At 72.6% G+C, this 16,642-nt stretch carries 8 protein-coding genes; 5 read left to right on the top strand and 3 right to left on the bottom strand.

From position 1 onward, the window contains the following. Positions 1–4: 4 nt before the first annotated feature. On the bottom strand, positions 5–316 hold the full coding sequence (locus ACFWI8_RS19515) for an antibiotic biosynthesis monooxygenase family protein (protein ID WP_387092904.1): 312 nt from the start codon (positions 314–316) through the stop codon (positions 5–7). An 89-nt stretch (positions 317–405) separates the two neighbouring features. Beyond that, positions 406–834 carry an OsmC family protein gene (locus ACFWI8_RS19510; protein ID WP_387092902.1) on the bottom strand — a complete coding sequence of 143 codons (429 nt, stop codon included), beginning with the start codon at positions 832–834 and terminating at the stop codon, positions 406–408. A 127-nt stretch (positions 835–961) separates the two neighbouring features. Between ACFWI8_RS19510 and ACFWI8_RS19505 the strand changes: the two genes are divergently transcribed. Continuing rightward, positions 962–1,723, top strand: a complete 762-nt coding sequence (locus tag ACFWI8_RS19505) for a nucleotidyltransferase domain-containing protein (RefSeq protein WP_387092899.1) — start codon at positions 962–964, stop codon at positions 1,721–1,723. On the opposite strand, the gene ACFWI8_RS19500 is transcribed toward ACFWI8_RS19505, so the two are convergent. Then, on the bottom strand, positions 1,692–2,357 hold the full coding sequence (locus ACFWI8_RS19500) for an SDR family NAD(P)-dependent oxidoreductase (protein WP_387092896.1): 666 nt from the start codon (positions 2,355–2,357) through the stop codon (positions 1,692–1,694). The genes ACFWI8_RS19505 and ACFWI8_RS19500 overlap by 32 nt on opposite strands. Positions 2,358–2,771: 414 nt before the next feature. On the opposite strand from ACFWI8_RS19500, the gene ACFWI8_RS19495 reads away from it, so the two are divergent. The 4 genes from ACFWI8_RS19495 to ACFWI8_RS19480 all read left to right on the top strand — a co-directional run bounded on the left by ACFWI8_RS19495 (position 2,772) and on the right by ACFWI8_RS19480 (position 16,632). Beyond that, positions 2,772–3,620, top strand: a complete 849-nt coding sequence (locus ACFWI8_RS19495) for a sterol desaturase family protein (protein WP_387092894.1) — start codon at positions 2,772–2,774, stop codon at positions 3,618–3,620. Positions 3,621–3,871: 251 nt separating this feature from the next. Continuing rightward, a complete protein-coding gene (locus tag ACFWI8_RS19490; RefSeq protein WP_387092891.1) occupies positions 3,872–13,279 on the top strand; it encodes an amino acid adenylation domain-containing protein in 9,408 nt (3,135 codons plus the stop codon). Beyond that, on the top strand, positions 13,269–14,999 hold the full coding sequence (locus tag ACFWI8_RS19485; protein ID WP_387092888.1) for a phytoene desaturase family protein: 1,731 nt from the start codon (positions 13,269–13,271) through the stop codon (positions 14,997–14,999). Before ACFWI8_RS19490 ends, ACFWI8_RS19485 begins: the two co-directional genes overlap by 11 nt. Then, positions 14,989–16,632: a phytoene desaturase family protein gene (locus ACFWI8_RS19480; protein WP_387092885.1), complete on the top strand. Its 1,644-nt coding sequence runs from the start codon at positions 14,989–14,991 to the stop codon at positions 16,630–16,632. Before ACFWI8_RS19485 ends, ACFWI8_RS19480 begins: the two co-directional genes overlap by 11 nt. The last annotated feature ends 10 nt before the right edge of the window (positions 16,633–16,642 follow it).

The raw sequence follows: 16,642 nt of genomic DNA, 5'->3' as shown, positions 1-16,642 counted from the left end.
GCGCTCACGCCTTCGGCGCCGCCTGCTGCACCACCTCGAAGGACCAGAGCGTGGCCCCGGATGCGGCCGGACGGCCGCCGCCGCCCTGGTGTGCCTGCCGCATCTCGCCGTTCATCCACCGCTGGAAGTCCTCCTCGCTGCGCCAGCGGGTGTAGACCAGGTACTGGTCCGTCCCCTCCACCGGCCGCAGCAGTTCGAACCACTCGAACCCGTCCTGGCTCTCGACGAGCCCCGCCCGGGACGAGAACCGCTGTTCCAGGACCTCCCGCTGCTCCTTCGGCACCGTCAACACGTTGATCTTCACGACGCTTGGCATCTCGCGCGCCTCTCTGCTGGTCGGTGACCGAGCGGCCCCCGGGCGCGGGTGCGCCGGGGGCCGCCCGACCGTTGTTGGCCTCTCCCCGGTCAGTCGAGGAGTTCGGCCTGGAGGGAGATGGTGACGCCGGCCAGGGCCTTGCTCACCGGGCAGTTGGCCTTGGCGCCCTCGGCCGCCTCCTGGAAGCCCTCGGCGGAGAGGCCGGGCACCCTCGCCTTGACGCTGAGGACGATGCCGGTGATGCCCTCGCCCGGCTGGAAGGTGACGCTGGCCTGGGTCTGGACGGACTCCGGCGGGGTGCCGGCGCCGGCGAGGCCGTGGGAGAGCGCCATCGAGAAGCAGGAGGAGTGGGCAGCCGCGATCAGCTCCTCGGGGCTGGTGCGGCCGTTGGGGTCCTCGGCCCGGGACGCCCAGGTGACGTCGAACTTCCCCACCCCGGACGAATCGAGGGAGACGTTGCCGGCGCCCTGCAGCAGGGAGCCCTCCCAGTTCGTCGTCGCGATGCGCGTGGTTGCCATGTCGAAGCTCCTTGGTGGCTGAACCGGATCAGCGGTCACGTACGGATATACACGCTAACGCCGTCCCGCACGTCACGGTGGTCGCGGTGGCGCCCGACACCGGGATCCGGTCTTGTAGGGTCCCGGCATGTTCGCGGAGGCTGAGCGGGACGAGGTGCGGGCACGGTTGCTGGCGCGGGCGCGGGCGGACGACGACGTCTCGGCGGCGGCGCTGACCGGTTCGGCGGCGCGCGGCACCGAGGACCGCTGGTCCGACGTCGACCTGCTGCTCGCGGTGGCGCCCGGCCGGCTGCTGGCGGAGGTGCTCGGCGCCTGGAGCGAGTTCGTGTACGGGGAGCTCGGCGCGCTGCACCACTTCGACCTGCGGTCCGGGTCGGCTGTCTACCGTGCCTTCCTGTTGGGCGACGGCCTGGAGGTGGACCTGGGGTTCACGCCGGCGGCCGAGTTCGGGCAGGTGGGGGACGGCGGCTTCCGGGTGGTGTTCGGGGCGGCCGTCGAGCCGCGCCCGACGGCCGGTGACGCGCGGGGGTTCGTCGGCTACGCCTGGCACCACGTGCTGCACGCCAGGGCCGCGATCGAGCGGGACGCGCCCTGGCTGGCCGAGTACTGGATCAGTGGAGTGCGCGACCAGACGCTCGCGCTGGCCTGCCTGCGGCTCGGGCTGCCGACCGGGTACGCCAAGGGCGCCGACCGGCTGCCGGCCGCCGTCACCCGGCCGTTGGAGGAGGCGTTGGTGCGCGGCCTGGGCGCGGCGGAGCTGCGCCGCGCCCTGGCGGCGGCGACCGGTGCGCTGCTGGACGAACTACGGGCCACCGACGAGGGGTTGACCGAGCGGCTGGCCGGGCCGCTGCGGGCGGCTACGGCGTCGTCCGACGGGGACCGTGGATGACCTCGCGCCGCCAGTCGGCGCGGGGCTGGACGTGCAAGCGCCAGTAGTGCTCGGCGATGTCGTCCGGGTCGAAGTCCGTGCCGGGCGCGACCGGGCCGTCCACGGTGACGGTGGCGACGTGGACGCCCGCGGGGCCGTACTCCTCGGCCAGTAGTGCGACGAGGGCGCGCAGCGCGGCCTTGCCCAACGAGAGGCTGGTGTACGCCGGCTTGGGCTCCGGCATGCCGCCGGTCACCAGGAAGGTGCCAGTGCCGCGGCGTGCCATCGCGGGCAGCAGGTGACCGGCGGCGGTCAGCGCGCCGCCGACGTTGACGGCGTAGGCGTCGAGGTGGGCGCGGGCGGGGAGTTCGCCGGGCGCGTCGGGGCGGACGAGCGCCGCGTTGTAGACGAGGACGTCCGGCGGGCCGAGTTCGGCGGCGGCGGTGTCCAGGGCGGCGCGCAGCGCGGGTTCGTCGGCCGCGTCCGCGGTCAGCGGGAGGGCGCGCGTCCCCAGGTCGGCGACGGCCTCGGCGGTGGCGCGCGCCGTGTCCGCGGTGCGGGCGAGCACGGCGACCGGCAGCCCCTCGCGTGCGAACCGGCGGGCGACCGAGCGGCCGATCCCCGGTCCGGCGCCGATCACGATCACTCCTGGCATGGCTGCGGGTTCCCTTCTGCCCGGCGGACGACGAGCGCGAGCGGAGGCCCTCACATCGGTGTCAGGGCCAGTCCCAGCGCCGGCGCGGAGTGGACACTCCTTCGACACGCGGTCGCCGCACCCACACAACCGGAGGTGGCGGCGCCGGGGAGCGCAAGGTCCACAAGGGGGGCGCGCGGAATAGGGCATGCCACCCCCTACAACCTGATACGCCCCCCTCCAGTCATTGCTCGGCGTATTTGATCAAATCCATACTGTTGATGATCTTTCCAAGTGCCTGCCCGCGTAGGGGTCGCGGGCCACCACACGGTCACACGAGATCCGTGTTCCAGAGGGGTGGGTGATATGGACCTCAGGTCCCCGATCGACAGCGAGGTTTCACAATCGGCTTCACAACCGGCGCGGCCCGAGAAGGTGCCCGCGTGGGCACCGGTGCTGCGCCACGTCGCCTATCCGGTCCTGCTCGGCCTCGTCGTCACGGCGTCCGCGCTCGGGATCGCGGGGGACTGGCAGCCGGAAGCCGTCGGCTTCCTCTTCGTGCTCGTCACCCTGCTCTACCTGGGGGTGCTCGAACGGCTGATTCCCTATGACCGCGCGTGGCACCCGAGCCGGCGCGAATGGCGCTGGTACGGCGGCTACTTCCTGTTGACCGCGTTCGGCGGCGCGGTGGCGCAGGCGATCGTGCTCGCGCTGATAGCCGTCGTGGCGATGCCCGACTCGTTCCTGCCGCTCGTCGTCGAGATCCCGCTCGCCGCGCTGCTCGCCTCGCTGGCCAACTACCTGGTACACCGGCTGGCGCACACCAACCGCCACCTCTGGCGGTTGCACGGCGTCCACCACGCCCCCGACAAGGTCAACGTCGGGAACAACGGCGTCAACAACGTCCTCGACGTGGTGCTCACCCAAGGCGCCACCCAACTCTCGCTCGCGCTCGTCGGGTTCTCGGAGACGGCCGTCTTCGCCGTCGGCCTCTTCGTCGTCGCCCAGGGCTACTTCACGCACGTCAACGCCGACGTGCGCATCGGGTGGCTCAACCACGTCGTCTCCAGCCCGGAGCAGCACCGGCTGCACCACAGCACCGACCTCTCGGAGGCGGGGCACTACGCGGCCGATCTCTCCGTCTGGGACCGGGTGTTCGGCAGCTTCACCTGGCGCCCGGGGCGCCGGCCGGTCTCCGTCGGCCTGGCGGACCCGACCTCGTTCCCGCCCACCGCGGCCGTGCTCACCAACCAGTTCCGTCCCTGGCGCCGCCCCGCCGGGTGACCGACCGGCCGGGCGGTGCGCCCCCCACGCCGCCCGGCCGCCGCCACCGTCACCACCCGACATCCCCCACGGCGCCGGCCGGCACCGCGCGGACCGTCTCCGCGCGCGCCGTCACGTCATCGGACCGGCACGCCGCCACACCGTCACGCCATCGAACGGCGCCAGCGGCGCCGCACCGTCCCCCCACCGTCACCGCCCGACCGTCCCCATGCGGCGCCCTGTTCGCGCGCCCATCCAAGGAGAACCACCACATGACGGACGCACGCAACGTCCCCGCCCAGGCCACCGCCGCCGCCGAACCGCACGCCGCCGGTCAGAAGTTCGCCATCATCGGCATGGGCTGCCGCCTCCCCGGCGGCGCCTCCGACCACCGCGCCTACTGGCAGAACCTGATCGCCGGCAAGGACTGCCTCACGCCCACCCCGGCCGACCGATACGACGTGACGACGCTCGGCAGCCGGGACCAGGCGAAGCCCGGCCGGCTCATCGGTGGCCGCGGCGGGTACATCGACGGCTTCGACGAGTTCGACCCCGCGTTCTTCGGCATCTCCCCGCGCGAGGCCGAACACATGGACCCGCAGCAGCGGAAGCTGCTGGAGGTCGCCTGGGAGGCGTTGGAGGACGGCGGCCAGCGTCCTGGCGAGCTCGCCGGCACGGACGTCGGCGTCTTCGTCGGCGCCTTCACCCTGGACTACAAGATCATCCAGTTCGCCGACCTGAGCTTCGAGACGCTGGCCGCGCACACCGCGACCGGCACGATGATGACGATGGTGTCGAACCGGATCTCCTACTGCTTCGACTTCCGCGGCCCCAGCGTCTCCCTCGACTCGGCGTGCAGCTCCTCGCTGGTCGCCGTCCACCTGGCCTGCCAGAGCCTGGCCCGCGGCGAGACGCACCTCGCGCTCGCCGGCGGCACGCTGCTGCACTCGGCGCCGCAGTACACCATCGCCGAGACCAAGGGCGGCTTCCTCTCCGCCGACGGCCGTTCCCGCACCTTCGACGCCTCGGCCAACGGCTATGTGCGCGCCGAGGGCGTGGGCGTGGTGGCCATCAAGCGCCTCGCGGACGCACAGCGCGACGGGGACCCCATCCACGCCGTGATCATCGGCTCGGGCGTCAACCAGGACGGCCGGACCAACGGCATCACCGTCCCCAACGCCGACGCCCAGGTGGCGCTGATCGAGCGGGTCTGCGCGGAGGCCGGGATCACCCCGGGCGAGCTGCAGTACGTCGAGGCACACGGCACCTCGACGCCGGTGGGCGACCCCATCGAGGCCAACGCGCTGGCCCGCGCCCTGGCCGTGGGGCGGGCGCCCGGCGCGCGCTGCTACGTGGGCTCGGTCAAGACCAACATCGGGCACACCGAGTCGGCGGCCGGCATCGCGGGCCTGATCAAGACCGCGCTCGCCCTCAGGCACGGCGTCATCCCGCCGCACATCAACCTGAACGAGCTCAACCCGAAGATCGACCCCGACTCCCTGCCCTACCGGATCCCGACCGAGCTCACCCCCTGGCCGGAGCACGAGGGGCCGGCCCGCGCCGGGGTCAACTCCTTCGGCTTCGGCGGCACCAACGCGCACGTCCTGCTGGAGCGGGCGCCGGTGCCGGTCGCCGCCGAGCAGCGGGCCGCGGTCGCCGCGACCGGTCCCGGGTACGCGATCCTGCCGCTGACGGCGCGCGACCCGGCCGCCTTCCCCGAGCTGGTCTCCGGCATCAGGCGCGAGCTCGCCGGCGACAACGGCGGCCCGCCGGTGGCCCTGGAGGACCTGGGCCACACCCTGGCGCACCGCAGACAGCACCTGGAGTCCCGGCTCTCCGTGGTCTACAACTCGCGGGCCGCGCTCGACGAGGCGCTGGCCGCGTACGAGCGCGGCGAGGAGCACCCGCGGGTGCTGACCGGCCAGCAGCTGGACGCCGAGGAGCGGCGCCTGGTCTGGGTGTTCACCGGCATGGGCCCGCAGTGGTGGGCTATGGGGCGGCAGTTGTTCGCCACCGAGCCGGTGTACCGGGAGGCCGTCGAGCGGGTCGACGCGGAGATCGGCAAGCTGACCGGCTGGTCGCTGATCGCCGAGATGGCGGCGGACGAGGCCGAGTCCAACATGGCGGAGACCTGGCTCGCGCAGCCGGCCAACTTCGCGGTCCAGGTGGGCCTCGCCGCGCTGTGGCGCAGCCGCGGGGTGCGGCCGGACGCGATCGTGGGCCACAGCACGGGCGAGGTCGCCGCGTTCCACGAGGCCGGCGTCTACACGCTGGCTGACGCGGCGCGCGTGGTGGTGCACCGCAGCCGGCTCCAGCAGCAGTTGGTCGGCACCGGCACGATGCTGGCGGTGAGCCTGTCGGAGGAGGAGGCGGCCCGCCGGGTGCGGCCCTACGGGGACCGGGTGTCGATCGCCGCGGTGAACTCGCCCACCGGGATGACGCTGGCCGGCGACGAGGACGCGCTGGCCAGGCTCGCCGCCGAGCTCAAGGCGGAGCAGGTGTTCGCCAAGTTCCTCACCGTCAAGGTGCCGTACCACAGCGCGCGGATGGCGGACATCAAGGACGAGCTGCTGGCCTCGCTGGCCGACATCGAGCCGCGGCCGGCGCAGGTCCCGCTCTACCTCACCGCCCGCGAGGGCGAGTTGGCGGTCGGCACCGAGCTCGACGCCGACTACTGGTGGCTCAACGTCCGCGAGCGCGTCTACTTCAGGGCCGCCGTCGACCGGCTCGCGCGGGACGGCTACGGCGTCTTCCTGGAGATCGGCCCGCACCCGGTCCTCGGCCACTCGATCCGCGAGTGCCTGGACGAGCGCGGCGCCCGGGGCGTGTCCCTGCCCTCGATCCGCCGCCTGGAGGACGAGCCGGAGCGGTTCACGATGTCGCTCGCCGCCCTGCACAACCTGGGCGTGCCCGTCGACTGGTCGGTGCAGCACCCGACCGGCTCCCCGGTCACGCTGCCGCGCTACCCGTGGCGCCGCGACCGGTACTGGGTCGAGCCGGCGCCGGTGGCGCGGGTGCGGCTCGGCCGGCTCGACCACCCGCTGCTCGGGCGCCGCCTCGCGTCGGCCGAGCCGGTGTGGGAGGCCGCCCTGGACGCGGAGGCGCTGCCGTACCTGGAGGACCACAGGATCCAGGGCAACGTGCTGTTCCCGGCCGCCGGTTACCTGGAGATGGCGATCCAGGCGGTGCGGTCGCTCACCGGCTCGACGGACGCGGCGCTGGCCGACATCGAGCTGCGGAAGGCGCTGTTCCTGCCGGACGGCGAGGTCAGCAGGGTGCAGCTGTCGTTCTCCGGGGAGGGCGCCGGCTTCACCGTGGCGAGCGTCCCGCGCGCCGGCACCAACGAGCGCACGGTGCACGCCAGCGGCGTGGTGCGGGCCGTGCAGCGGCGCCGGCTGAGCGCGGCGCTCGACCGGCCGGCGATCACCGGGCGCGCCGCGCGCGAGCTGGCCGGGCCCGACTGCTACGCGGCGCTCGCGGCCCTCGGCTACCACTACGGCCCCGCCTTCCAGGGCATCGAGCGGGTGTGGATCGGCCAGGACGAGGCGCTGGCGCTGATCAGGCCGCCCGCCCCCATCGGGGACGACGCGGCCCGCCACCACATGCACCCGGTGTTGCTCGACTCCTGCTTCCAGACGCTGCTCACCCCGCAGCTCCTCGCGGCCGGCGGAGACGACCCGGCGGGCACCGGGATCCGGCTGCCGCTGTCCATCGGCGAGGTCAGGATCGACGAGGTGGGCGACCGGCCGCTGTGGGTGCACGCCACCATCAGCCGGCAGGGCGACGACGAACTGGTCGGCGACATCGCGGTCTACGGGGAGGACGGCGCGGCGCTTGGCCGGATCTCCGACTTCCGGGCGGCCGACGTGGAGAAGGCCGCCACCGCCGTCGGCTTGTCCACCATCGACGGCTGGCTGACGGACGTGGCCTGGCAGGAGGCGCCGCTCGCCGCCGAGCAGGCCGAGCGCGTCCACCAGGCGCCGGGACGGCTGCTGATCCTGGCGGACGCCTCGGGCGTCGGCGACGAGCTGGCGGCCGCCGCCCGGGCGCACGGCGGCCGCTGCCACCTGGTCCGCGCCGGCGACGGCTACGCGCTGGACACCGGGCGCGAGGAGTCAACCGTCGACCCCGGCTCCGCGGGGCACTTCGGCCGGCTGCTGGCCGAACTCACGGCGGACGGCGACCCGTTCGACGCGATCGTGCACCTGTGGAACCTGGACCTGCCGCGGTTCGAGGCCAGCGAGCACGCCGCGCTCGGCGACCACGCCACGCTCGGCGGCTTCTCGCTGGTCACGCTCGCCCAGGCGCTGCTCGACGGCCGGCACCCGGGACGGCTGCTGGTGGTCACCCGGGGCGCGCAGGCGGTCGAGGAGGGCGCGGAGGTCGAGCCGCTCGGGGCGCCGGCGTGGGGCATCGGCCGGGTGTTGTGGTACCAGGAGCTGCCGGGACACCAGGGCAAGCTGGTCGACCTGGAGCTCGGCGGCGGCGCGGACGCCGCAGCCCGGCAGGCCGAGGCCAGGGCGCTGCTGCGGGAGGTGGCCGCGACCGACGAGGACGAGATCGCGCTGCGCGCCGGCCGCCGCCACACCAGCCGGCTCCGGGCCGCCGAGTCGTTGAGCCGGCCGCTGCCGCTGCGGCTGCGGGCCGACGGCGGCTACCTGGTCACCGGCGCCTTCGGCGCGCTCGGCCGGCTGCTGTGCCGCACCCTGGTGCGGCGGGGCGCCCGCCGGCTGATCCTGGTGGGCCGCACCCCGCTGCCGCCGCGCGAGCGGTGGCGCGATCTCGACCCCGGCTCGCCCGAGGCGCGAAACGTGGCGCTGGTGCGGGAGTTGGAGGAGCTGGGCGCCCACCCGGTGGTGGTGCGGCTGAGCGTCACCGACGAGGCGGCGTTCGCCGGCTGGCTCGCCGAGTACCGGCGGAGCGACGCGCCGCCGATCCGTGGCGTGTTCCACCTGGCCGGCCAGGTGCGGGACACCCGGGTGCCCGAGATGGACCGGGCCACCTTCGACGGGGTCTACGACCCGAAGGTCGCCGGCGCGACCGTGCTGCACCGGGTGCTGGCGGACGAGCCGCTGGAGCACTTCGTGCTGTTCGCCTCGGTCGCCTCGGTGCTCACCACCGCGGGCCAGACCAACTACGCGGCGGGGAACGCGTTCCTCGACGCGCTGGCGCACCACCGGCGGGCCAACGGCCTGCCGGCGCTCAGCCTGGACTGGGGCCCGTGGGCCACCGGCATGATCGAGGACCTCGGCCTGATCGACCACTACCGCAACAGCCGGGGCATGAGCTCGCTCTCGCCCGAGGCGGGCATGGCGGTGCTGGAGCGGGTCATCGGCCAGGACCGGGCGCGGCTGGTGGTGGCCACCATCGTCGACTGGCCGACGTTCCTCGCCTGGTACGACGTGCCGCCGCCGCTGGTGGCCGAGTTGGCGGCGGCGCGCAGCGGCTCGGCGGCGGGCGAGGCGAGCAGCTTCCTCGACGCCTTCCGGGAGGTCGGCGAGGAGAAGCGACTGCTGCTGCTCACCGAGCGGTTCACCGCCCTGGTGGCCACGGTGCTGCGGGTGCCGGCCGAGCGGGTCGACCCGGCCGTCAGCCTCAACTCCCTGGGTCTCGACTCGCTGTTGGCGATGGAGCTGCGCTCCCGCGTGCAGACCGAGCTGCAGGTGGCGCTGCCGGTGGTGGCGCTGCTGAGCAGCGCGCCGATGAGCGAGCTGATCGCGCAGGCGCACGACGGGCTGCTCGGCCTGGTGGCGGACGGCGCGGGCGGGGGCGGCGGCGCGGCCGTCGAGCGGTTCAGTGACGCCTCCCGCTACCCGCTGACGCAGAACCAGAAGGCGCAGTGGTTCCTCAAGCAGCTCCACCCGGACGGCTTCGCGTACAACATCGGCGGCGCCGTCGAGGTCCGCGTCGAGCTCGACCCCGAGTTGATGTTCGAGGCGGTGCGGGCGCTGGTGGCCCGCCACCCGAGCCTGCGGGCCAACTTCCTGCTGGAGGACGGCCAGGCGGTGCAGCGGATCTCCCCCGAGGTCGACGTGGACCTGAGGCTGTTCGACGTCGAGAACACCCCGTGGGACGAGATCTACCAGATGATCATCCGCGAGTACCGGGCGCCGTACGACCTGGAGCGGGACCCGCTGTTCAGGTTCCGGCTGTTCCGGCGCGGCCCCGACCGCTGGCTGATCATGAAGGCCGTCCACCACATCATCTCGGACGCGATCTCCACCTTCACCTTCATCGAGGAGCTGCTGGCCCTCTACGAGGGGCTCCGGCAGGGCCGCCGCGTCGAGCTGCCGCCCGTCTCGGCCAGCTACCTCGACTTCCTCAACTGGCAGAACGAGTTCCTGGCCGGGCCCGAGGCGCAGCGGATGCTGGAGTACTGGACGTCGCACCTGCCGGACGAGGTGCCGATCCTCAACCTGCCGACGGACAAGCCGCGTCCGCCCGTGATGACGCACAACGGCGCCTCCGAGTTCTTCGTCCTCGACGAGGAGCTGAGCGCCCGGGTGCACGCGCTGGCCCGCGAGCACAACGTGACGGTGTTCATGGTGCTGCTCGCCGCCTACTACGTGCTGCTCCACCGGTACTCGGGCCAGGACGACGTCATCGTCGGCAGCCCGGTCACCGGCCGCACCCAGGAGGACTTCGCCAGCGTCTACGGCTACTTCGTCAACCCGCTGCCGCTGCACGCGGACCTGTCGGGGGCGCCGTCGATCGCCGAGCTGCTCGACCAGGTGCGCACCACCGTGCTCGGCGGCCTGGACAACCAGGAGTACCCGTTCACGCTGCTGGTGGAGAAGCTGGGCCTGCAGCACGACCCGAGCCGGTCGGCGGTCTTCCAGGCGATGTTCATCCTGCTGCACCACAAGGTGGCGACCGAGAAGTACGGCTACCGGCTTGACTACATCGAACTGCCCGAGGAGGAGGGTCAGTTCGACATCACGCTGTCGGCCTACGAGGAGGAGTCCGAGGGCCGCTTCCACTGCGTGTTCAAGTACAACACCGACCTGTTCCTGCCGGAGACCATGCGGCGGATGGCCGGTCACTACGTCAACCTGCTGGCGGAGCTGACCGGTTCGCCGGCCGACCAGCCGATCAGCGGCCTGGCCATGCTGGGCCAGGACGAGCGGCGACACATCCTGACGGAGTGGAGCGGCGCGGCCGTGGCCGAGCCCGCGCTGTCGCCGGTGCACGAGCTGATCGCCGAGGTCGCCGGTGAACACCCGGACGTGGTCGCGCTGTCCGCCCCGGCCGAGTCAGGGCCAACCGAGCGGCTGAGCTACGCCGAGCTGGAGGCCGGCGCCGAGCTGATGGCCCGCGGGCTGCGGGCCAGGGGCGTGGGCGAGGGCTCGGTGGTGGCGGTCTGCCTGGAGAAGTCACCGCTGCTGGTGACCTCGCTGCTGGCGGTCCTCAAGGCGGGCGGCGCCTACCTGCCGCTCGACCCGGACCACCCGGCCGGCCGGCTCACCTACATGGCGGACACGGCCGAGACCGTGCTGGTGATCGCGGAGGAGCGCGGCGGGAAGCGGCTCTCCGGCGCCAAGGCGCCCGCCGTCTCGCCGGACGAGCTGCGCGCCGAGGGCGCCAAGGAGCAGCCGGCGCCGGCCGCCCCCGTCGCCCTCGACTCCCCCGCCTACGTCATCTACACCTCGGGATCGACCGGCCGCCCGAAGGCCGTTCGGGTCAGCCACCGTTCGCTGGCCGCCGCCTACGCCGGCTGGCGCGCCGAGTACCGGCTCGACAGCGAGGTCGGCGTCCACCTCCAGATGGCGGCCCCCTCGTTCGACGTCTTCACCGGCGACCTGGTGCGGGCCCTGTGCTCCGGCGGCACCCTGGTGCTGATCGGCCGCGAGCTGCTGTTCAACACGGCCCGGCTCTACGACACCATGCGTGCCGAGGGCGTGGACTGCGGCGAGTTCGTGCCCGCGGTGGTGCGGGGGCTGCTCGACCACTGCGAGAGCGCCGACGTCGGGCTCGACTTCATGCGCCTGGTGATCGTCGGCTCGGACGCCTGGAAGGTCGCCGAGTACGAGCGGCTGCGCGCCCGCTGCGGCCCCGACACCCGGGTGGTCAACTCCTACGGCCTCACCGAGGCCACCATCGACAGCGCCTACTTCGAGGGCCCGGCCACCGGCCTCGAACCGAGCCGGATGGTGCCCATCGGCCGCCCGTTCCCCGGCAGTGCGCTCTACATCCTGGACGCGCAGGGCGAGCCGGTGCCGGCCGGCGTGCCAGGCGAGCTGTGGATCGGCGGCTCGGGCGTGGCCCTCGGCTACGCGGGCGACCCGGAGCAGACCGTGCGGCGGTTCGTCACCCGCGCCCTGAGCCGGGAGCCGGGCGCGACGCCGGTGCGGCTCTACCGCACGGGCGACCTGGCCCACTGGGACGCGACCGGCGGGGTGCACCTGCTTGGCCGGTCCGACTCGCAGACCAAGGTCCGCGGCCACCGCATCGAGCTCGGCGAGGTCGAGTCCCAGCTGGCCGCCTGGCCCGGGCTCGCGGCGGCCGTGGTCACCGTCCGCAGGGACGCCCGCGGCGAGGCCACGCTGTGCGCCTACTGCGTGCCGGCCGACGGCACCCCGCTCGACACCCGCGAGCTGCGCCGCCACCTGGCCGGCTACCTGCCGACCTACCTGATCCCGTCGTCGTTCGTGGAGTTGGAGGCGCTGCCGCTCACCCCGAACGGCAAGGTGGACGTGGCCGCGCTGCCGGCGCCGCCGACCGACCTCGACGAGGAGGTGGAGGAGCCGCCGACCACGCTGTTCGAGGTGCGGATGGCGGAGCACTGGAAGGCGCTGCTCGGCATCGAGTCGGTGGGCCTGCACCACGACTTCTTCGAGGTCGGCGGCAGCTCCATCCGGCTGATCGAGCTGATCCACCACCTCCAGCACGAGTTCAACATCTCGATCCAGGTCAGCCAGCTGTTCAAGGTCACCACCCTGCACGGCATGGCCCGCACCGTGGAGGACGTCACCACGGGCCGGACCGCCGGTGCCCAGCCGTACCTCACCTTCAACGAGGAGCAGGGCAGCCCGCTGTTCTGCTTCCCGCCGGCCGGTGGCCACGGCCTGGTCTACCGCCAACTCGCCGAGCGGATGCCGGAGTACCGGTTCCTGTCCTTCAACTACGTGTCGGGCGACGACAAGATCGCCCGCTACGCCGACCTGGTGGAGTCGCTACAGAGCGAGGGTCCGTGCGTGCTCTTCGGCTACTCGCTCGGCGGCAACCTGGCGTTCGAGGTGGCCAAGGAGCTGGAGTCCCGCGGCCGCCAGGTGTCGGACGTGATCATCATGGACTCGTACCGGATCGCCGAGTCCTTCGAGATGGGCCCCGAGCACTTCCAGGCGTTCGAGCACGAGCTCGGCGAGCACCTGCGCAAGCACCTGGGCTCGGACCTCGTCGCCGAGGAGACCCTGGAACAGGCCCGCGAGTACCTGGACTTCTGCAGCAGAACCCCCAACACCGGGACGGTGGCGGCGGCCGTCACCGTGATCTCCGACGAGGAGAAGGTCGCGTTCTACGCGGCCGGCAAGCACGGCAGCTGGCACGCCACCTCGACCAGCCACTCGACGGTGCTGCGGGGTGCCGGGGTGCACGCCGACATGCTCGACGAGGACAACCTGGCCCACAACGCGCGGCTCACCAGGTCCGTGCTGACCGGAGGTGCCTCCCGTGCGGCCTGACCGTCTCACCGCCTGGGGTCGCCCGGCCGAGCCGGGCGACCGCCCCAGGGTCGTCGTCATCGGCGGCGGCATCGCCGGCCTCGCCACCGGCTGCTACGCCCAGATGAGCGGCATGGACACGCTCATCCTGGAGAAGCACGTGCTGCCCGGCGGCTACTGCACCGCCTGGGCCCGCGACGGCTACCTGTTCGACTACTGCGTCGACTGGCTCAGCGGCACCGGCGACTCGGGCGACGCCGCCCAGGTGTGGCGGGAGCTCGGCGCCCTGGACGGCAAGGAGATCGCCCACTTCGAGATGTTCAACCGGGTGATGGACGAGACCGGTCGGGCCGTCACCTTCTACAACGACCCGGACCGGCTCGAACGCCACCTGCTCGACCTCTCGCCGGGCGACGCCGAGCCGATCCGGCAGCTCTGCCGCTACCTGCGCGGCTTCACGGGCGCCCACCCGTACCCGATCCTCAAGCCGCCGCCGCTGAAGTCGACGCGCGAGAAGCTGGGCACCGCGCTGGCCACCCTGCCGCTGCTCAGGCTCTTCTACCGGACCGCCACCACCCAGATGGCGGACTTCGCCCAACGGTTCAAGGACCCGCTGCTGCGGCGCGCGCTGCCCAACATCATCCTCCAGGACCCGGTCGGCTTCCCCGTGCTGCCCTACCTGTACGGCATGGCCCGCGCCCACAACGGCAACGCGGGCTTCCCGGAGGGCGGTTCGCTCGGCCTGGTGCGCTCCATCGAGGAGCGGTACACGGGCCTCGGCGGGCAACTCGCCTGCCGGGCCCGGGTGGAGCGTGTCCTGGTCGAGAACGACCGGGCGGTCGGCGTCGAGCTGAAGAACGGCACCCGGATCCGCGCCGACCACGTGGTGTCCGCCTGCGACGGCAACACCACGGTCAACGGGCTGCTCGGCGGCGCGTACACCAGCCCCCGGGTCGACCGGCTCTACCGGGAGATGCTGCACGAGCCGGACAACCTGTTCCCGTCCGCCGTCTCCACCTACTTCGGCATCGACGGGCCGGTGAAGACCGAGGACCCGCACAGCACCACCTACCTGCTGCCGCCCGAGGAGGGCGCCCGGCTCTTCGGCGGCCTGCACAGCACCATGGTGGTACAGCTGTTCAACCACTACTGGGAGGGCTTCGCGCCGCCCGGCAAGTCCGTGATCCGCTGCACCTACTTCAGCGACTTCGACGCCTGGAAGAAGCTGCGCACCACCAACCGCCGGGAGTACTGGACGACCAAGCGCCGGGTGGCCGACTTCCAACGGAGCTTCCTGGAGCGGCTCTACCCCGGCGTCGACGAGCGGATCGAGGTGGTGGACATCGCCACCCCCGTCACCGCCCACCGCTACACGGGCAACCACAACGGCACCATCTTCGCCTGGAAGCCGTTCTCGCCGGCCGACGACGAGGTCACCAAGCTGATCAACAAGGACCGGATGCGGCTGCCGGGGCTCGACGGCTTCTCCATGACAGGCCAGTGGGTCGGCATGGGCGGGCTGATCAGGGCGGCCACCACCGGCCGCTTCGTCGTCCAGTTCATCTGCGAGGAGTTGGGCCTGCCGTTCCGCCCCTCCCCCAGCCCGGGCGGCGGCGGGCGCTGGCACCGGGAGAAGCTCGGCCACCTCCCGCAGCTCGACACCCGGGCGCTGCGCCAGCTCAACTCCCGCGCCACCGACGAGACCGCGGCCACCTCGGACGGAGACTCCCATGCGGCGTGAGACGGTGCCGTGGGACCCCGGCAGACGCCGGGTGATCATCGTCGGCGGCGGCATCGCGGGCCTGGCCACCGGCTGCTACACGCAGATGAGCGGTCTCCAGTCGCACATCTTCGAGAAGCACGTGCTGCCGGGCGGCTGCTGCACGGCCTGGGCCCGCGACGGCTACCTGTTCGACTACTGCATCGAGTACCTGAACGGCACCCTCGCGGGCAACGAGGCGAACCAGCTGTGGCGCGAGCTGGGCGCCCTGGACGGCAAGACGACGCGGACGTTCGAGGTGTTCAACCGGGTGGAGGACCACACCGGTCGGGCGGTGAACTTCTACACCGACCCCGACCGTCTGGAGAGCCACCTGCTGGAGCTCTCCCCGGTCGACGCCCCGCATATCCGGGCCTTCTGCCGCTACCTGCGCCGCTTCGCCAAGGTCAACATCAACCCGCTCCTGAAGCCCAAGGCGCTGATGTCACCGCGCGAGAAGCTCCAGCTGCTGCGCAAGGTGCTGCCCGCGCTGGGACTGTTCTGGCGGACCGCGGCCACCCAGATGGACAGCTTCACCGAGCGGTTGCGGGACCCGTTGCTCAGACGCGCGTTCCCCAACATCCTGCTCCAGGACCACGAGGTGTTCCCGCTGCTGCCCTACCTGTTCACCCTGGCCGAGGCCGACATCGGCAACATCGGCTTCCCGCAGGGCGGTTCGCTGGGCATGGCCCGCTCGATCGAGGAGCGGTACACGTCCCTGGGCGGGAACATCAGCTACCGCGCCCGGGTGGTGCGGATCCTGGTGGAGAACGACCGGGCGGTCGGCGTCGAACTCAAGGACGGCAGCCGGCACTTCGCCGACCACGTGGTGTCGGCCTGCGACGGCCACATCACCCTCGACGGCCTGCTCGAAGGCCGGTACGCCAGCCAGGTGACCCAGCGCCTCTACCGGGAGGTCGCGGACAAGCCTGGCATGGTGTACCGCGGGGTGGTGTCCGCCTTCGTCGGGCTGAGCTGCGACGTCGCGCCCGACGCCCCGCACAGCACCACCCACCTGCTCTCCCCCGACGACGCGCGCCGCCTGCCCAGCACGGCGCAGGACAGCATCGTCGTCCAGCTGCGCTCGCGCTACGCGGACGACTTCGCCCCGGAGGGCAAGTCGGTGATCCACTGCACCTACCTCAGCGACTACGACTACTGGAAGAAGCTGCGCACCACCGACCGCAGGGCCTACTGGGCGCGGAAACGCGAGGTCGCCGCCTTCGTGCGGGACTTCCTCGACCGCCGCCACCCGGGGGTCGGCGAGCACGTCGAGGTGACCGACGTCGCCACCCCGGTCACCACCGAGCGCTACACCGGCAACCACCGGGGCGCGATCCTCGGCTGGATGTCCTGGGCGGAGCCCGACGACCTGCTGGAGCGGCTGATCAACAAGGAGCGTCTCGGCCTGCCGGGCCTGCGTGGCTTCACCATGGCCGGCCAGTGGGCGGGCGGCGGCGCCCTCATCAAGGTCGCCGCCAGCGGCCGGTTCGCGGCCCAGTACCTGTGCGAGGAGCTGGGAGTGCCGTTCCGCGCCTGGGACAGCCCGGGCGGCGAGCCGTGGCATCCGAAGAAGCTGGGCCACCTGCCCCAACTCGACAACCGCACCGCGTAGCGGGAGGAAA

Origin of the sequence: Streptomyces sp. NPDC127098, from assembly GCF_042722465.1 — a bacterium.
Taxonomy (GTDB): Bacteria; Actinomycetota; Actinomycetes; order Streptomycetales; family Streptomycetaceae; genus Streptomyces; species Streptomyces millisiae.
The sequence above is the reverse complement of the archived record's forward strand: the minus strand, read 5'-3'. Positions and strand labels throughout refer to the sequence as shown.